Annotated in this window: 18 protein-coding genes and 1 other RNA gene; 10 read left to right on the forward strand and 9 right to left on the reverse strand. The window is 42.5% G+C overall.

What is annotated here, in order from left to right; all coding sequences use genetic code 11:
- Nucleotides 1-29: 29 nt before the first annotated feature.
- Nucleotides 30-488, reverse strand: a complete 459-nt coding sequence (gene mraZ / locus PHAL_RS0116245) for a division/cell wall cluster transcriptional repressor MraZ (RefSeq protein ID WP_016709485.1) — start codon at nucleotides 486-488, stop codon at nucleotides 30-32.
- 507 nt (nucleotides 489-995) lie between these two features.
- On the opposite strand from mraZ, the gene PHAL_RS0116250 reads away from it, so the two are divergent.
- From PHAL_RS0116250 to PHAL_RS0116260, 3 genes are read left to right on the forward strand one after another with little or no spacing between them, the layout of a single operon-like run.
- The gene (locus PHAL_RS0116250; protein WP_016709486.1) at nucleotides 996-1340 is read left to right on the forward strand and encodes a hypothetical protein; all 345 of its coding nucleotides are present in this window, start codon (nucleotides 996-998) and stop codon (nucleotides 1338-1340) included.
- A gap of 6 nt (nucleotides 1341-1346) precedes the next feature.
- Nucleotides 1347-1793, forward strand: coding sequence for a hypothetical protein (locus tag PHAL_RS0116255; protein ID WP_016709487.1), 447 nt, complete (start codon nucleotides 1347-1349; stop codon nucleotides 1791-1793).
- 3 nt (nucleotides 1794-1796) lie between these two features.
- Nucleotides 1797-2051 carry a hypothetical protein gene (locus PHAL_RS0116260; RefSeq protein ID WP_016709488.1) on the forward strand — a complete coding sequence of 85 codons (255 nt, stop codon included), beginning with the start codon at nucleotides 1797-1799 and terminating at the stop codon, nucleotides 2049-2051.
- Between the two features lie 273 nt (nucleotides 2052-2324).
- Here PHAL_RS0116260 and rnpB read toward each other — a convergent pair.
- An RNA gene (rnpB, locus tag PHAL_RS23635) (RNase P RNA component class A) lies at nucleotides 2325-2687 on the reverse strand.
- Nucleotides 2688-2730: 43 nt separating this feature from the next.
- Nucleotides 2731-3588 (reverse strand): 16S rRNA (cytidine(1402)-2'-O)-methyltransferase, encoded by an 858-nt coding sequence (gene rsmI / locus PHAL_RS0116265; RefSeq protein ID WP_016709489.1) that lies wholly within the window; start codon nucleotides 3586-3588, stop codon nucleotides 2731-2733.
- Between the two features lie 62 nt (nucleotides 3589-3650).
- On the opposite strand from rsmI, the gene PHAL_RS0116270 reads away from it, so the two are divergent.
- The 7 genes from PHAL_RS0116270 (at nucleotide 3651) to PHAL_RS0116300 (ending at nucleotide 9859) form a co-directional block, all read left to right on the forward strand.
- Nucleotides 3651-5528, forward strand: a complete 1878-nt coding sequence (locus tag PHAL_RS0116270) for a penicillin-binding protein activator (protein WP_016709490.1) — start codon at nucleotides 3651-3653, stop codon at nucleotides 5526-5528.
- Between the two features lie 33 nt (nucleotides 5529-5561).
- Entirely contained in the window at nucleotides 5562-5933 is a 372-nt protein-coding gene (locus PHAL_RS0116275) for a YraN family protein (protein ID WP_016709491.1), read from the forward strand.
- Nucleotide 5934: 1 nt separating this feature from the next.
- Complete coding sequence (locus tag PHAL_RS0116280; RefSeq protein ID WP_016709492.1) at nucleotides 5935-6522, forward strand: SIS domain-containing protein; 588 nt, start codon at nucleotides 5935-5937, stop codon at nucleotides 6520-6522.
- Nucleotides 6522-7088: a division/outer membrane stress-associated lipid-binding lipoprotein gene (gene dolP / locus PHAL_RS0116285; RefSeq protein WP_016709493.1), complete on the forward strand. Its 567-nt coding sequence runs from the start codon at nucleotides 6522-6524 to the stop codon at nucleotides 7086-7088. Before PHAL_RS0116280 ends, dolP begins: the two co-directional genes overlap by 1 nt.
- Entirely contained in the window at nucleotides 7075-7638 is a 564-nt protein-coding gene (locus PHAL_RS24390; protein WP_016709494.1) for a hypothetical protein, read from the forward strand. The genes dolP and PHAL_RS24390 overlap by 14 nt, the downstream gene beginning before the upstream one ends.
- Nucleotides 7639-8163: 525 nt before the next feature.
- Nucleotides 8164-8895, forward strand: a complete 732-nt coding sequence (locus tag PHAL_RS0116295) for a glutaredoxin family protein (RefSeq protein ID WP_016709495.1) — start codon at nucleotides 8164-8166, stop codon at nucleotides 8893-8895.
- A 115-nt stretch (nucleotides 8896-9010) separates the two neighbouring features.
- Nucleotides 9011-9859, forward strand: a complete 849-nt coding sequence (locus PHAL_RS0116300; RefSeq protein ID WP_016709496.1) for a mechanosensitive ion channel domain-containing protein — start codon at nucleotides 9011-9013, stop codon at nucleotides 9857-9859.
- Nucleotides 9860-9936: 77 nt separating this feature from the next.
- Here PHAL_RS0116300 and PHAL_RS23155 read toward each other — a convergent pair whose 3' ends face one another.
- The 6 genes from PHAL_RS23155 to rng all read right to left on the reverse strand — a co-directional run bounded on the left by PHAL_RS23155 (nucleotide 9937) and on the right by rng (nucleotide 18634).
- Nucleotides 9937-10185, reverse strand: a complete 249-nt coding sequence (locus PHAL_RS23155) for a hypothetical protein (RefSeq protein ID WP_016709497.1) — start codon at nucleotides 10183-10185, stop codon at nucleotides 9937-9939.
- Nucleotides 10186-10214: 29 nt separating this feature from the next.
- Nucleotides 10215-10784, reverse strand: a complete 570-nt coding sequence (locus PHAL_RS0116310; protein WP_016709498.1) for a DUF2799 domain-containing protein — start codon at nucleotides 10782-10784, stop codon at nucleotides 10215-10217.
- A gap of 276 nt (nucleotides 10785-11060) precedes the next feature.
- The gene (tldD, locus tag PHAL_RS0116315) at nucleotides 11061-12500 is read right to left on the reverse strand and encodes a metalloprotease TldD (RefSeq protein WP_016709499.1); all 1440 of its coding nucleotides are present in this window, start codon (nucleotides 12498-12500) and stop codon (nucleotides 11061-11063) included.
- Nucleotides 12497-13306: a carbon-nitrogen hydrolase family protein gene (locus PHAL_RS0116320; RefSeq protein WP_016709500.1), complete on the reverse strand. Its 810-nt coding sequence runs from the start codon at nucleotides 13304-13306 to the stop codon at nucleotides 12497-12499. The genes tldD and PHAL_RS0116320 overlap by 4 nt, the downstream gene beginning before the upstream one ends.
- A gap of 10 nt (nucleotides 13307-13316) precedes the next feature.
- The gene (locus tag PHAL_RS0116325) at nucleotides 13317-17162 is read right to left on the reverse strand and encodes a YhdP family protein (protein ID WP_016709501.1); all 3846 of its coding nucleotides are present in this window, start codon (nucleotides 17160-17162) and stop codon (nucleotides 13317-13319) included.
- The gene (gene rng / locus PHAL_RS0116330; RefSeq protein ID WP_016709502.1) at nucleotides 17162-18634 is read right to left on the reverse strand and encodes a ribonuclease G; all 1473 of its coding nucleotides are present in this window, start codon (nucleotides 18632-18634) and stop codon (nucleotides 17162-17164) included. Before rng ends, PHAL_RS0116325 begins: the two co-directional genes overlap by 1 nt.
- Between the last annotated feature and the right edge of the window lies 1 nt (nucleotide 18635).

Raw genomic sequence — 18635 nt, forward strand, 5'->3', positions numbered from 1 at the left:
AGCTATTATTTGCCTTTTTTATTGTGTGATCAGAGTGAAAAATTATCTAAGTCTGGTGTTGATTCAAACTCACCGAGGCGTTCTATTTCGGTGTCTTGGCGCATTTGTTCATGCCAACGCTCTTCATCCCAGATCTCAAATTTATTCATCAAACCAACCAACATGATTTTTTTGCCTAAATCTGCATGAGCCCGTAACGACGGTGCCAGCAAAATTCGGCCATTTTTATCTAATTGGTATTCAGTTGCGTTACCTAACAACATCCTTTGCATGCGTCGAGCACGTGGATTCATATTAGAAATTCTAGCGAGGCGATCTTCTATATCTTGCCATTGCGCCAGTGGATATAACCACAAACAAGGCTCGTTCAGTGCGACTGTACAAATCACAGTTCCCTGATCTTCAGACAACAACGCATCGCGGTACTTAGTAGGTACCGCAAACCGTCCTTTGTCATCCAAACTGAGCGAACTCGCACCACGGAACATAAAAAGCCTATTCTAAAAGTTGATAATCAATCCATTTTGATTAGTTTGATCCAATTTGATCCACTAAAAACCACTTTTTACCACAGTGCTCCAGTTTAGGGCTTGACAAGCGGTTTTGTCAAGTCAGCAAGATCCTATAATCGCGTGTTAAAGCCAGAAAAAATAAGGGCTAGCGCAAAGCTACTGAATTACGTGGGAAAAAGTGGATATCTTTGAAAAAAATATTTTATTCTGAGATAAAAACAAATAAACCAAGCTAAATGATTAATGAATAATCAATGAATAGTTACAAAATAAACAACACCAAATGCCTATTAACTACGCCTTGTAAAATTTACGCGATGGCTTTGCAATAGTTACCTAAAATGCTGCTTTTTTAAGTATTTCAATTTCCATTAAAAAACATAAGCAACTGATTTAATGGTTAAATTATTATTTGGCAGAACTGGTACAAAGGATGCAGTTAGTATTGCACTATTTAATTTTAATATTTAAGGAATGATTATTATGGCTACTTCAACATCAAGTACTAACTCAGCTTCAGCAGCTAACAAAAATACAGATACCCTAGCACCTCATACAGAGGCGCCACTTACAGATAAAGCCACTTCAGCGGCTCATCTTGCAGTTGACGCACTCTCTTCAAAGGCGGCTACAGCAGAGCAAAGTATCCGTCATGGCGCAGCTAGTTCAGCTGAAACACTGTCAGAAAAGCAAAAAGTTGCTCGTGAAAAGTTAACTGAATACAGTGGTAAAACACGTCAGCTAGCATCAGAAAATCCTCTTGCAACAGCTGGTATTGCATTTGCAGCTGGTATGTTAGTAACTGCATTACTTCGTCGTGGCAAGTAAGCTGTTATGCAACAAGATACTGATCTTAAAGATAAGCAAAATCAAGCCGCTGATCCTGCACAGCAAAGTGCAGATCAGTGGCAAGATCACCTAGCTAAATTAACCCAGTATGGTGAACAGCTTTATCAGGATTACCGCCAACAAGCTGGTATTTGTAAAGAGTTAGCCAGTGCAGAGTGGCGACTATCAACCCGCTCATTAGCGTTGACTATCATTTTACTCGTGAGCTTTGCAGGTGGCTTAGTACTCTTATGGGCAGGTCTACTCGTCACTCTTGGCTTGGCTATTTTCGCCTTTAGCCAATCAATCTGGCTCAGTGCCCTTTGCCTGATCAGCTTGCAGTTACTGTGTTTATTTTGGCTGTGGAAAAACATTGGTTATATCAGTAGTAAAATTGGCTTCGATAAAACCAGCCATAGCATTAAGCAGTTGCTCAATATTACCAAGGAGTAATAGATGCTCATTGATTACTTTATTCTCAAACCAAACCGGAAAGTGGCTCATTTAACTGAAAAGATGAACACCATTCAAGCTTTAAAGCAACAGCACCATCAAGCTTTCAACTATCGACTGAAACGCTTTGCTGTAACCAAAGTGGGTATTGCCAGCGCATTTACTGCCGGTGCAGGTTATCAAGCGCTAAATAGCCGCCGACCTTCCAGTAATGTCGCTAAATTAAGTCAATTTAGTTGGTTATTACGGCTGCTATAAGCGATGCAATACTGAGATAATGGTTTTTGAATATCTAGCTTAAGCGTATTGCTATTTTTACCTCGTCGTTATCTTATGTAAGCTATTCCAAGTCTATTTATTGAAATAATAAATTTAAATTTTAAGTTTCTAACTTCTAATTTCTATATCTGAGATCTGAGTCCACCTCTCAACATCCTACTCCCGTAGCGCGCTGCTCGAAACTCGAGACCCATAACCTAAACACAAGCACAAAAAAGCCCGCAGCGTTAACTGCGGGCTTTTTTGTTGAATGAGTGAGTCAGCCGTATAAGCCGGGTTCTGTCCTTTCCGAAGAAAGTGATAATCATTCGTCTAGGCCATAAATCGCTCTATGGCTCAAGCAACCTACCCGGTTCCGATGTGGGCCACACCTTAAGGAACCCTATTTGGTCTTGCTCCGGGTGGAGTTTACCTTGCAACCAACTATTACTAGTGGCCCGGTGCGCTCTTACCGCACCCTTTCACCCTTACCAACCGAAGTTGGCGGTCTCCTCTCTGCTGCACTTGTCGTAGGCTCACGCCCCCCAGCCGTTAGCTGGCACCCTGCCCTGTGGAGCCCGGACTTTCCTCCCCCTGCGCATTTTCGTTGCAGGCAGCGATCATCTTGGCTGACTCGGCGCGCAGTATACCTGAGCTTGTAGTTGTGTGCAGTAAAGATTTAGCCTTTTTCGTCAATAATTGTTTTATATAAGGCGTTTTTCTTCATGCCAAAGTAATCAGCCACAATACCGCAGGCTTTTTTCATTGGCATTTCATTCTCAAGTAGCGCTAACATTTTTCGTGCTTCTGGCGGAATATCATCAACCTGCTTAGGGTTACCAGGTAACATAAGCACTATTTCGCCCCGTTGCTTGGTTGGGTCATCGGTTAAAAATTGCTTTAACTCACTAACAGTGCCACTAAAGAATGTTTCAAAGGTTTTAGTTAATTCTTTGGCAAATACCACCTGTTGTTCACTCCCTAAGGCAATTTCTAAGTCATCAAGACTTGCCATAATACGGTGCGTGCTTTCGTACATTATGCTGGTGATGTTGGAATTAACCGCTTCAATAAAAAAATCTTGCCGCGCTTTGCTTTTTGCGGGAGTAAAACCAATAAATTGAAAGCGATCTGTTGGCAAGCCAGAGCAACATACTGCTGTGATGGCTGCACATGCCCCTGGAATAGGTGTAACATGAGCACCTTGTTCTCTGCACAAGTTTACAACCGCATAACCGGGATCACTAATCAGCGGTGTGCCTGCATCAGAAACCAGTGCTATATTTAAACCTTGGTTAAGTTGATCGATAATTTGTTGCGCTTTTTGTTTTTCATTATGGTCATGTAAAGCAAAGGTTTTAGCTTTAATACCAAAGTGACTAAGCAACTTACCAGTATGGCGTGTGTCTTCAGCAGCGATTAAGTCAACTTGCGATAATGTCGCGATTGCACGCTGACTTAAATCGTCATAATTGCCAATTGGGGTGGCTACAATGTAAAGAGTGCCGATTTTCTGTGAATTCTCCTCATTTAACATTGAGGTCTCCTGCGTCAGTCAGTAATATAAGCAAATCGCGTTTAACGTATTGGGAAATCATTGTGCGACTTAAACTTGTTAGTCTAGTTATCATATTGTCAGGGTTATCGGCCTGTAGTACAACCGAAAAACCGACTAAAACCACTGAAAATCTCAGTTCAGCTAATAGCTCATCACAAATTCAAGCAACTGATGCACAATCACTGTACCAACTAGCTTTAAATCGCCAAGGTGTGGACCAAATTCAACTCTTGTATAGTGCACGAGATGCCGCGATCACAGAGCAACAATGGCCACTCCTAGAGCAAATATGCACTGAATTAGAACGCACACCGAGCGTAGATCAAGTGCAGAATAAGCTGTATATCGCGTTTGCGCAAAAACAACAAAATAAGAATACCGCCGCACTTGAGATCTTAGCCAGCTTAGACAACCAACTAACTCAACCTGAACATTTTGCTTGGCACCAATATTTAACTGCCAGTGTGTATGCGTCACAAAATTTGCCAAAACAAGCGATGGAGTATTTTTTTCGCGCGTCTGAAACCGCCAGCAAAAATAACTTAACGATCCCACAACTCAACCATGATCTTTGGCACAATTTACAACAATTATCATCGTATGCGTTGGAGCGCTTTAATCGCGGCTCGGTAGTGCAGCAAGGCTGGGTAAACTTAGCTCTTTATCATCAAGTATATTTAGGTGCGCCGGTTGAGCTTGATCAAGCGATTAATAATTGGCAACGTCGTTACCCTGGTCACCCTGCAATTGATGTATTGCCAAAAAAAGCGGCTGAGTTAATTGCCATTACCCCCCTTACTATTGAACGCTTAGTGGTATTATTGCCGCAATCTGGCGCTAATCAACGTTTGGGGGATGCCTTAAAAGCGGGTGTACTAGCTGCATTAGATAACGCCGCGATTGATGAAACCATTTTTATTGACGAAATGCTCAGTCCTGAAGAGCTGACGGTTAAATTACACGAAGCCCAACCAAGCTTTGTGATTGGTCCGTTGCTCAAAGGAAATATCGATAAGTTTGCTGCAAGCAAAACCTTATTAGACTACCCTGTACTGCACTTAAATACAGCAGATGCCGAACGCCAATCACCGCAGCATTACTATTTTGCCTTAAACCCTGAGCACGAAGTACAGCAAGCTCTTGAGCACTTTTTAACGGTGGGCTACCAAAAGCCAATGTTATTAGCACCTAATAATAGTACAGGGCAGCGCTTAGTTGATTTTTTCAACGTACAATGGCAACGCTACAGCGAAACGACTCCGGAAGTCGGGCTGTATAATGATAAAAAAGACATGCCTACCACTATAATTAGCTTGCTTGAAGTAGATAAATCAAAAGAGCGTGTTGCTTCGGTTAAATCGCTATTTAAACAAGAAGTCGAAAGTGAAACCCGCTCTCGCCGTGATATTGATGTTATTTATATCCTTGGTGATGCGATGGAAACGCGACTTATCAAACCTTATTTAGATGTCAACGTGAGTACTTTTGCAGATCGTATTCCTCTGTACGCCAGCTCTAAAAGCCATAGTAAACAAATAGATAGCACAGATAAAGGCGATCTCGAAGGCTTGTATTTTACTGAACTACCTTGGATGTTGAGTGGGCAAATTGCAGATCATAGTTTGCGTCAACAATATAATTCATTGTGGCCTGATCAAGCCGATATTAGCCAACGTTTATTTGCCATGGCGTATGACTCTGTGGCAATGCTCAGTAATATTACACAATTGAGTATGATCCCCGGTAAACGCTTTAATGGCTTAACCGGACAGTTAAGTATTACCAGTGATGGCCAAGTTAATCGTCATCTTGATTGGGCACAGTACAAAGATAGGCAGATCCAAGCAGTGCAGTTACAAACAACAGCGCCGATGCCCTTATTTATGCAATCAGCTACCACCTTATCTAACAGTGAGTAGTTGTTAACAAACTTATCGAACAAGGATGTCATTATGTCGTGGTTTAAACAGCTGTGGCAAAATAGCCGGGAAAAAGGCCAATACTACGAGCAAGAAGCTCAAAAATATTTAGTTGCGCAGGGGCTAATCCCTATTGAGTGTAACTATAACTGCCCTTACGGGGAGCTAGATGTAATAATGCGCGATGGCAACACGTTAGTGTTTGTGGAAGTGAAATTTCGCAGTAGCCATGTTAAAGGCGGAGCACTCCATGCTTTAGGGAAGCAAAAGCAAGCACGCTTAAAACGGTCAATTTACCATTATTTAGCGGCGAAAAAACTGAGTGACCAAGCAATACGAATTGACTTTGTCGCTATAACCGGCGAAGCATCACAACAACTTAATTGGATAAAAAACGTATTTTAATATGCAAGATACCATTAAAGAAATTTTTACAGAAAGCATTCAAGTGCAAATTGCCGCAGGTGAAGTACTCCCTAGTGCATTAGAAGCAGCTGCATTTACCATAGCGCAAAGCCTGATCAATGGTAATAAATTGATCTGTTGCGGCACCGCTAGCTGCCATATGCTTGCGCAGCATATGGCAGGTGTATTGATCAATTACTATGAAACCGAACGCCCGTGTTTACCCGCAATTGCTCTCTCTCAAGAACATATCAATCTTGGTCAAAACAACCAAAGTGATGACCAAGATACTTTTGCTCGTCAAGTTCGCGCTTTTGCTCAACAAGGCGACTTACTGTTAGTGTTGGCAATCAATGGTAATGAAAAAAATATCATTAGCGCAGTTGAAGCGGCACTCACTAAAGATATGAAAGTCATTGTGTTGGTTGGTGATGACGGTGGTGAATTAGTTGGTTTATTGGGTGCAAATGACGTAGAAATACGTGTGCCATCAAAACGTCCAAGTCGCATTATTGAATCTCACTTGGTTAATCTTCATTGTTTAAGCGAACTCGTCGACTTAACCTTATTCCCACAGGAAGAAAATTAATGTTGAAACAATCTCTTATCGTTATCAGTACGGTTTTATTATTACAAGGTTGTGCCGCTGCAGTCGTCGCTGGCACTGCGGGAGCTGTTACTGCAGCAAACGATCGTCGTACGCTTGGCTCACAAATAGACGATAGCAATATTGAAATCAAAGCTGGGGTTGCAATAAACGATGTGCCTCGTCTTGCTGATCATGCCAATATTAACGTAATTAGCGTTAACGGCATTGTATTACTCGTAGGCCAAGTTGCTAACCAAGAAATGAAAAACGAAGCTCAGCGAGCGATTGAGGGCTTACCTGCAATACGTAAAATACATAACCAGCTGCGTATTGGCTCTAATATAAGTATGAGCACCCGAACCCACGACTCTTGGCTTACCTCTAAAGTAAAAACACAATTACTCACCACTGAAAATATCAGTAGCAACAACATCAAAGTAGTTACAGAGAACGGTGAAGTATTTTTAATGGGCTTAGTATCAGATGCTGAATCGAACACCGCTGTAGATGTTGCCCGTAATGTATCTGGTGTAGAGCGTGTAATTAAAGTATTTGAATATTTGTAAAAGGTATCAGGAGCAACGAGCAACGAGCAACGAGCAACGAGCAACGAGCAACGAGCAACGAGCAACGAGCAACGAGCAACGAGCAACGAGCAACGAGCAACGAGCAACGAGCAACGAGCAACGAGCAACGAGCAACGAGCAACGAGCAACGAGCAACGAGCAACGAGCAACGAGCAACGAGCAACGAGCAACGAGCAACGAGCAACGAGCAACGAGCAACGAGCAACGAGCAACGAGCAACGAGCAACGAGCAACGAGCAACGAGCAACGAGCAACGAGCAACGAGCAACGAGCAACGAGCAACGAGCAACGAGCAACGAGCAACGAGCAACGAGCAACGAGCAACGAGCAACGAGCAACGAGCAACGAGCAACGAGCAACGAGCAACGAGCAACGAGCAACGAGCAACGAGCAACGAGCAACGAGCAACGAGCAACGAGCAACGAGCAACGAGCAACGAGCAACGAGCAACGAGCAACGAGCAACGAGCAACGAGCAACGAGCAACGAGCAACGAGCAACGAGCAACGAGCAACGAGCAACGAGTTTAAAAGCCTTGCGGTTAATATCGCAAGGCTTTTTTAATTCCTGTAGGTGGGAGTTTATACCAATCGTGTTAAGTTACTGACCATTTATAGCGACAGATAAATGGAGTGATAACAAGGCATAAATTTTGACATGTAGTTGTTCTACATGAAAAATTTATAACGCAGTTAGCCCTTTATTTAGCCCGCTAGAATGGTTAAATATTTAAGTCGATTGGTATTACCTCGCGCAGGTTTATGTTCACCACCGGGGAATCCCGAGAGCTTCGCTACACAGAGAAGAAAAGCTTCGGGCTTCGGGCTTCGGGCTTCGGGCTTCGGGCTTCGGGCTTCGGGCTTCGGGCTTCGGGCTTCGGGCTTCGGGCAAATATTTAAAAACCTTGCTGTTCATGTTGCGAGGTTTTTTATTATCTGAAATCACAGCTGGCACAAACCTTGTAAGTATTCAGTTATCGCAACAATTTGCCCTTGCTTGCTGTGTAATTAAGCAATTATTACGCAGTAAACAAGGCATTTTTACAAGGAGGCACTGTGTCTAAGTCTGCAATTTTATATCGCATGGTAACCGATGAGCATATTTGCCCGTTCGGCTTAAAATCAAAAGATTTACTAGCGCGTAATGGTTACGATGTTGATGATCGCCACCTTACCAGCCGCGAGCAAACTGATGACTTCAAACAGCAGCATGATGTAAAAACTACGCCACAAACCTTTATTGATGATAAACGTATTGGCGGGTACTATGACTTGCGCGATTTTTTCAACCTTTCTGATGCGGGTCAACAGGGCACAAGTTACACGCCGGTGTTAGCCATTTTTGCAGTCACTCTATTACTCAGCTGCGGGTTTAGTTTTGCCAGCGGCGACGCTTTATTATCAATGCAAAATCTAATGTTGTTTGTTGCACTATCGATGGCTGTTTTAGCCATTCAAAAGCTGCAAGACTTATACAGCTTCTCAAACTCATTTATTACCTATGACTTACTTGCCATGCGCGTGGTGCCTTATGCGTATGTTTATCCTTTTATAGAAGCCTATGTTGCCATTGGTATGGTAGCCAAATTACCAGCCTTAGCTGTGGCGCCGTTCTCGTTATTTATCGGCGGTATTGGCGCAGTGTCAGTATTTAAAGCGGTGTATATTGATAAGCGAGATCTTAAATGTGCCTGTGTGGGGGGCGACAGTAATGTACCACTAGGTTTTATCTCATTAACCGAAAACCTATTTATGATAACCGCAGGTATTTGGATGCTAGCTAGTTGATAAAACATAAAATAGTTTTGCCACTTTATTGCAGCTCTATCATGGTTAAAGCAGCAAAATTTCGCTAGTATGGCGTGGTGTTATTTTTTATTAACGCTTCATCAATTAGGAATTTATGAACAAAGATCTACTGCTCCACCCGGTACTTATTTCATTAGTCGTGATCACCATTGCCTTTAGCCTTAAAGCACTGGTTGATAGGTTTGCACGACATAAAGCACAGAAAAAAGAAAAAGATATTCGCTATATTTCGCACAATATTAAGCACTTTATTAACTTAGTAACTGTGCTTTTACTGTTATTCGTTTGGTCTACTGAAATTCAGAACTTTGCGCTGTCGATCGCGGCATTTGCGGTGGCTATTGTATTTGCAACCCGAGAGTTTATTCAGTGTGTAATTGGCTTTATCTATTTAGTTACCACGCGCCCATTTCGGGTTGGCGATTGGGTGCAGGTTGGTGAATATTATGGTGAAATAGCAGAAACCGATTGGATCAAAACCACTATGCATGAAATTGATATGCATACCTATCAGTTTTCCCGTAAGACTATTTATATCCCTAATAATAAGCTGATCACTAGCCCAATTAAAAACCTAAACTTTGTAAAACGTTTTACCACACACCACTTTAGTATTGTGCGTAAGGAAAGCTTTAATCCTTACCCTATCTATACCACTTTAAGTGATAAGGCAAAGCAATGCTGTGAAGAGTTCCAAGATGTAGCAGGACGCTATAACTCGATTATTGAAAGAAAGTTAGATGCTAAAATTTCCGGTCCAGAGCCAGAGATACACTTTAGTACCACTGATTTAGGTGAGTTTAAAGCCAGCTTTACGTTATTCTGCCCAACTGAAAAAGCGCTTGAAATAGAACATAAGCTAACCGAGTATTTTATGCAGCTTTGGTACAGCGAAGCTGCAAAACAAGAAAGCAGTAACACCTCACATAACAAAACGACTTAAGCTAATAGTTTAAGCTTACCACTATACGGTACAGCTTGACTCACTTGATTAAAAGTAAGTGAGCCAAGCTGTTAATGTTAGCCACCTGTTCTAAGATCTCGTTCAAACTCAGTTTCAGTTTTCACTGGCTGACAATGGGTTTGCACTGTACTTTTATTTGCCTCATCTTTGTCGGTGCTAAAAATGGTGTAGTTATAATCTGTTTCGACTTCACCACCTAGGCACTCATGCTCTGCATACACCTCATTGCTATGGCCATCTTTTATTTCTTGTGATGCACACCCAGCTAAGAGTAAAAACACCGTTAAAACGGATAAAAATTTCATAACATCCCCTGTAAAGCTACTTTAGTAAATTATAGTTCATATTCAAAATGCACTGAGGGAAGCTTGTTAAGTAATGGCAACAGCGATCTTTCTCTTATTAAATCATCACGCTCATCATCTAACATTTCTCGCTCCCTGTGCAGCTCTTTACGTTTATTACTGCCAACTGTTTCGGCACTTAACTCATCCCTAATGGTATTAAGACGCCAATTTATTTCATCAAGCCGCTGCTCTATTTCAGTTTTTCTTTCCTCAAGTTGATAACGATCATTCCCCTCTTGCCATGCTTTTCTAAACTGCGAGCTGTTACAAACACCATTATATGATTCGCCGCGTATGCCCAATGTGAAGCCGTTCTCAGGCTCACAATACACCGCAAGGCCTTGCTGATAACTAGCTTGATACTCATTTAACTGTGCAGTTATACCAAATTCACGACAAGCGGATATAATTTCCTTTCCCCGCTCATATGTGTAGCCTTGTTGACCATGGCTATAACCAAGCTCCCGCCAATTAGCTTGTGCACACTCTTGTTGAGATAAAGAAGTACACCCTGATAGCAAAATAAACAACAACAAAAGTAAAAACCGATAAGGCATTTTATTTCCTAATATATCAGGGGGTTAATAGAGTACCCATTTTGTATTAGCATTTAGGTAAAGTGAACAATAAAAATGTAACTAGATATTTTATGGTTTCACCATCGCTCTTCACCTTTACAACTTAAAGGCCAACGTCTGGAAGTACAACAAATAGTCACATTTATAGACTTTTCAGCAGCAAATTTAACCTCTGAAGGTAAATAGAGTCCAATAAAAAACCTTGAGAGTGTGCACTTTCAAGGTTTTATTTATCGCGTTTGGCCGGTATAAAAATTAAGCTGTGCCACCCACTGTTAGGTTATCTATTTTCAGGCTTGGCTGACCAACGCCTACAGGGACGCTTTGGCCATCTTTACCACATACGCCTACGCCTTTATCAAGCGCTAAATCATTACCTACCATAGAGATTTGCTGCATAACCTCAGGACCGTTACCAATTAAGGTGGCACCTTTGATTGGCTGCGTAATTTTGCCATTTTCGATTAAATAAGCTTCAGAGGCACTGAATACAAATTTACCTGAAGTGATATCCACTTGGCCGCCACCAAAGTTAGGCGCAAAAATACCTTTTTTAACGGTGCTGATAATATCGGCTTGGCTGTGCTCACCGCCTAACATATAAGTGTTGGTCATGCGCGGCATCGGTAAATGGGCGTATGATTCACGGCGTGCGTTACCTGTTGGGTTAACGCCCATCAAACGGGCATTCATTTTATCTTGCATGTAGCCTTTTAAAATACCGTTTTCGATTAGAACGTTATAGGCTGCTGGCGTGCCTTCATCATCAACATTTAATGAACCACGACGATCGGCAATAGTGCCATCATCAACCACTGTACATAGCTCAGATGCCACTTTTTCGCCCACCTTACCACTAAACGCAGAGGCACCTTTGCGGTTAAAGTCACCTTCAAGACCGTGGCCTACGGCCTCATGCAGTAATACCCCCGGCCAGCCTGCACCAAGTACCACTTCCATCGTCCCAGCCGGTGCATCAACCGCCTCAAGGTTTACTTTAGCTTGGCGTACCGCCTCTTCAGCGTATTCCATCCAACGTGGTTTGCCATCAACTAACTCTTTAAAATAACCATAATCTAAACGCGCGCCACCACCTGCACCACCGCGTTCGCGACGGCCATTTTTCTCTAGTAATACCGAGCAGTTTAAGCGGATTAACGGACGGATATCGGTGGCAAATGTACCATCACTGGCCGCTATTAATACTTCTTCATAGACCGCTGACATTGAACTGATCACTTGCTCTGCATCAGGGGCTAGTTCGCGAATATAGTTCTCAAGCTCGCGTAATAAACTTACTTTGTCGGTATCGCTCATACTTTGAATAGGTTGTAACGGGGCAAATTGTTGTTTTGCTGCTACATCACTAAATACTTGAATCGCTTTGCTTTCGCCTGCTTCGGCAATGCTACGTGCTGCGGTTGCCGCCTTATTTAGGGCTTCGAGGTTAATTGCGTCAGAGTATGAAAAACCGGTTTTTTCACCGCTAACGGCGCGTACTCCAACACCGCGCTCAACGTTGTAAGAGCCTTCTTTAACTAAACCGTCTTCAAGCACCCATGATTCGTGGTGACTTGATTGAAAATAAAGATCTGCGTAATCAACGTTATGTTGATGAATAAAACCGAGCGTTTTTTCGAGTTCTTCTCGATTTAGCTGGCTGTCGTGTAGTAAATGCTGTTCAACCGAATTCATAATAAATGCTCTCTAAATCGTTGGTGAGATTGCACTGGCATATCTCGACGAATGGCGTGCAAGCGGTTTAAATCTGGCTGACAGCCAATAAACCCTGTGCCATTTGCAAGCTCGCTGAGGACATCGCCCCAAGGAGAAATAATAATACTGTGGCCATACGTTGTACGACCATTTTCATGCAGCCCCGCTTGGGCAGCGGCAATCACATAACTTTGGGTCTCTATTGCCCGCGCTGTGAGTAACGGCTGCCAATGAGCTGCGCCTGTTACAGCCGTAAAAGCACTAGGCACCAAAATGATTTCAGCTCCAGCGCGTTGTAAGGCGCTAAACAAGCCACTAAAGCGTAGATCATAACATACTGTTAAGCCTATTTTACCAAACGGCGAATCCACTACAACGATATCATTGCCCGCTTGCGTAAAGTGTGACTCGCGATACGCGCCTGTTCCATCAGCTACATCTACATCAAATAAATGCATCTTGTTGTATTGGGCGACTACGTCACCTTGATTATTAAAAAGCAAAGAGGCAGCAAAATATTTGTCGTGCTCAGTGGCTATAGGTATAGTGCCTGCAGCAAGCCAAATATCGTACTGACGACATAAGTTACTTAATTGCTGAAGATACACATCAATTTGCTTAGCAATGACAAGCGTTTGTTGACCACTTTTACTAAATACTAAAAAGCTTTCAGGTAAACAAACAAGTAATGGTCTGGTTACTGGCAGTTGTTGTAGCTGCTGCGTAAACTGCTCGATATTGGCATCAGCAGACAACCCTGAGCACATTTGTAATGCAACTATCATGGCTTACTCCTTACTGCGTGGCTGTAACAGCGGCATCTTTGAGTGTTAACTCATCTGATGTAGATGCTTGAGGTTGATTTTGTGCAGCTTGTGGAATAGTCACTTCGCGACTTTTACGATCAACTTCTTGTACAACAGGATCGTTCATACTGCCCGTCACTTTAAAGTTTATTTCTGAAATAACCCGCGCGGAATGAATCACCTTATCAATCGCCAGCGCAGCTAACCCCGTCACAGGATTAACCATCCAAGCAACAATCACAGGAATACTTGAGGTCACTTGCGGCGCCACAGCTAAGTCGTAATCAATTTCCATAGTATTGAGGTTAGTGTGGCCTTTAATCGTTAAATCCGCCGGTACGCCATCCATTTTGGTGTCTTGCGTGTACGCTATCCCTTTATCTAACTGCATTGTTCCTTGTAGGCTGTTATAGAAAAAACCTTTTGAAAACACATCCCTAAAATCGAGTTTTAGTTTTCGCACTAGAGAGTCAAGGCTAAGTAAAGAAAACACCCGTGCTCCGCCATCGCTTATCTCTGCTAAATGCCCTTCACCTAAACGCCAATCTAACTCCCCTGACAAGCTAGCTATATCAAATAAATAAGGCGCGTCTTGCCACGCAAGGTTAAATTTAATGTCAGCGGTAGAATCTTTTACAGTGGTGGTGATATCAAATTCATCAAACAGCTCGCCAATATCGTCGCTTTGCATATTGCCATTAAACTGGCTCGTGCCTTTTTGCCATTGCCCTCTTGCTCGCAATATATGCTCACCTTTATCAACCACTAATTCGGACACGGTGAGTTTATGGCCGTCACCATAAAGTGATGCACTCACTTTATCGAGTTGGTAAGTGGCAACTTTACAGTCAGCACATTCAAACTCAATGGCGGGTAAGTCACTTAGCCAGCTGTAATCTTGCTCTGTGTCTGATAGGGGTAATTCATCCGTGGTGGGCATAAAATTAACCCGTAAATAATCACTAGCAATATGAATTGGTCGACTTGATTTATCTAGTGGTATCAGCACTTGCGAGCGAAGCTCTTTAGCGTTAAGGCGCAAGCTTAAATCACTAGCAATAGGTGCTAAACGCATTTCAAAGTCATGAAAGGCAATATCGGCTACAGTTAATTGCTGTATCGTGCCCACAACCTCTTTCAGTGGTGGCAATACACCTTGTGTATCCGATTCTACTTGGCTAACTGTAATGATCTGCTGGATCAAGTCAAGCCAAGGTAATAAATCCGTTTGCTCTAAATCAATGGCTACACTAAGGTCTTGTTGGTTTAACCCTAAATCTTGTTCGCCTAAAATAAGGTGCGCATTACTAAATATGCCGCTGCTATTGACTAAAATACCGTTGAAATATAAATTTTCATTAATATTTGCAGTGATCAAATTAGAGATTTCATCGCCTTGAATAACCGCAGTTAGCGGCCAAGGTTCAGTAACCTTTTTACTATAAGGCGCAGGCAGTTCACTGCTCAACCCTTGTAGCTGCGAACTCACATTTGCGCGATAATTAAAACCATCTGTCAAAAAGTTAAGCGCAAGATTAATCGCCACTTCACTTTCGCCATGCAGGTAATCTTTTAATAAACCTTGGCCATGTGAAATTAAAGTATCGGCATCCAGCAGCGCTTTTATATCTATATCGGCACGGTAGTTTTGCGCAATACTTTTGCCCTGAAAGTTTACTTTTAGTGGCATGCCTAACCAATTGGCTTGCGCATTTTTTAAGGTGATCTGATCATCATTAAAATAGAGTTTACCGGTTACACCTTCCAGCTGAAGTCCTGGCTGTGCTAAATACACGGGCAGATTGTTTAAATTAACGGTGCCTTTGGCTTTTACATCAAGCTCATTCAAATCAACAAGTAGCTCAATATTAGCGCTGGCATTGCCCTTACCTTGGATCACCTCAAATACGTTCGCTAATGGATCGGCAATTGGCGTTGCTTTAAAAAACGGTAATAGCTTTTGCACATCTGCCTGCTTGTTAATTTTTACGCTTAGCACATCCGCATTCATCAAATCCGCAATACTCACATGCACAGCATCAGCAACAGCTAAATTGACCAATTGCCCCTGTTGAGAATAAATGTCCATACGCTGATTTTCAAAGTGCAATTTTGCACGACCCTTAGTTACTGCAGGCCAATCAGGAGTAAACTGGTAATGTGCGTTATCAACTTGGGCTAACACCTCAAACTGCCCTGAATTATCGGCAAACGGAAAGCCGGTTAATGGTCCTGAAAACAACACTTGCGCCAGAGTAAGCTCGCCACCTTTAATTGCTCCGGTTAAGTAATCAACTAGGCTTGCTGTCATTACTGGCCGCGGGAAATAATGACTGGCGATACTAGCGTCAGGTGCAAAGGCTTCAGCGTATAAATCAAGTCGCGGCTGTTCGCCTAAGCTGAGCTTCATTTCGCCAGCAAGGGTAACTTCGTCGTTATCAAGCCAAATATTATCACTGCTGATCTGCCAACCTTGTTCGCTATTGGCTAAATCAATTTGCATATTAAGCTGATTATACTTAATAGGGTGACTAAAGGTGTCACCGGTCAGTAGTTCGTTATTTTCACCAAACAGGTTTATCCGACCCCGATCTTGATTTATCAAGCCATCAACCAATACCCCTTGGACTGCGGGTACGCCTTGTTTAGCAAGCCAACCTATCTGCTGTGCTTCAAACCATAACTGCCACTGCTGCGCAGAGCTAAATTGCAAATATGCATGCTCAACTTGGCCGCTAGGCTGACGAGTTAATAGCGGCTCTAAAGCTGAAAAATCACTAAGTTGCGCCAGTTTTGTGACTAGCTCAAAGTCCAACTGCTGCAGCCAAAATTGCTGCTGGTTGTTATCTAACTGCGCTTCAAATTGAAAATCTGGCCACTGTTGTTGATCATTGGAAATAGCAAGCCCAGAGCTCTTTAACCGCCAACCTTGTTGCCATGGGTAGAGCTCAAATCCCCCTTCACTTAAACTAAATTGGTGGCTCTTTGTATCTTGCTGCCAATGAATAAAACTCGGTAACCATTTAACCGTAACATCTTTGATCAAGCCATTCTCAATACTTAACCATGACTCTAAGTTGATATCTGAATTAAACTGCTCTTTCTCGGTATTTATGTATTGCGCTAACCATTTAGAGACATCAACATTACTGGCTTGCACATAAATATCGCCTAGCATGGTCTCAAGAGTTGAACCTGTCAGCGCCAAGCGCGCATCGAAGGTGCCGACTGAAATCCCCGGTACAGCGAGCGTGCCGCTGCCTAAGTGTTGCTCAGGCTGGTTTTGCCAAACGATGTTTTCTAGAATTAAACGGCGTTCTTTACCGTCGCCTAACATAAAATTAAGGCTACTATTTTCAACGGCAAAATGCCCTGTTTCACCCAAAAATAACCCTTCAATCAGCTCTTTTTGTTCAAACGATACATCACCACTTTTTGAATCCAACATAGTTGGCAGATCAACATTTGCATGAAAGCCGTTGATCACAAAGTAACTCGATTTTAATTGCCGAGTTTTAATGGTTTCCCATATGTTTAGCTCAAGGCTGGCTTTGGCAATAGTGAGTGCAATAGGCGAGGTTTTATTATCTTCAAAGCTTATCTCTTCCAATACTATGGCAGGCCCTTTGCCATGCCAACTGGCAGAAATAGCCCCAATCGATAAGTTAACGGCAAACTTATCAAATAGGTAGTCTTCAATGTCCCCTTTGTAGTCATTAGCATACGGTAGAGTATATTTAAGAACTGAAACAACAACGGCCAGCAATACCAGTGTTATGGCACATATTTGCCATAACTTGCGGATACAAAAAAAACAGACCGTCTTTGCTTTCATTACATCATAACCACATCAAACTGTTCTTGACTATACAGACTTTCGGTTTGGATACTGACTTGCTTGCCAATAAATAATTCAAGCTCAGCAAGGTTATGATACTCATCATTCAATAGCGCTTCACTAACCGCAGGAGCGGCGTAAACCATAAATTTATCAGCAGCATAGGCGCGGTTTACGCGTACAATCTCACGCAGTATTTCATAACAAACCGTTTCCACTGTTTTTTGCGAACCACGCCCAGAACAAGCCGGGCACACGTCACACAAAATATGCTCCAGACTTTCACGAGTACGCTTTCGGGTCATTTCCACTAACCCCAGTGCTGATAAGCCATTGATATTCGATTTAACGCGGTCTTTGGCTAACGCAGATTCCAATGAATGCAATACGCGACGTTTATGTTCTTCGCTTACCATATCAATAAAGTCGATAATGATAATCCCACCTAAATTGCGTAGCCTAAGTTGGCGAGCAATGGCTGAGGTGGCTTCTACGTTAGTGTTAAAAATGGTTTCTTCAAGATTGCGGTGACCTACAAATGCCCCCGTATTTACATCAACTGTGGTCATCGCCTCAGTTTGATCGATAATTAAATAGCCGCCAGATTTTAAGGTTACTTTGCGATGTAGCGCTTTTTGAATTTCGTTTTCAACATCAAACAAATCAAAAATAGGTCGCTCGCCTGGGTAGTACTCTAATGCCTCAGAAAGAATAGGCACAAACTCTGCTGTAAAGCTTTTCAACTCTTCATAGGTAAGTTTTGAGTCAACCCGAATGCGTTCCATGTCTTCACCTACGTAATCACGTAAAGTGCGAAATGCTAAGGTTAAATCTTCATGAAGAATACTTTCTTTACTGGTTTTTTTGCGCTTCGTGACTATTTTTTTCCAAAGTTTTTTTAAAAACTCAGCATCGTGGCGCAGCTCAGCTTCGCTGGCTCCTTCAGCAGCAGTACGAACGATAAAGCTGCCGTCTTCGTCGCCATATTCACCAACAATGCTTTTTAAGCGCGCACGCTCTTCTTCACTTTCAATACGCTGACTGACTCCAACATGGGTGGCATCAGGCATAAAGACTAAGTAACGAGATGGGATTGTGATATCTGTGGTTAAACGCGCACCTTTAGTGCCAAGTGGATCTTTAACCACTTGCACCATAATGTACTGACCTTGGCGAACTAATTCGCGAATATCTTGTACTTTTTTGATGGGTTGCTCGTCAACACCTTCAACAATCGAGGCGCTGTTAACGATATCAGAGGCATGTAAAAAAGCCGCTTTATCTAAACCTATATCAACAAATGCAGCTTGCATCCCCGGCAGCACGCGGCTTATTTTGCCAAGGTAAATATTACCGACGATACCTAAATTGCCAATACGTTCTAGTTGAATTTCTTGTAATACACCGTTTTCAATCAGGGCAACACGGCTTTCACTTGGTGTGACGTTGATCAGTAATTCTATACTCATG

The organism is Pseudoalteromonas haloplanktis ATCC 14393 (assembly GCF_000238355.1).
In the GTDB taxonomy this organism is placed as follows: domain Bacteria; phylum Pseudomonadota; class Gammaproteobacteria; order Enterobacterales; family Alteromonadaceae; genus Pseudoalteromonas; species Pseudoalteromonas haloplanktis.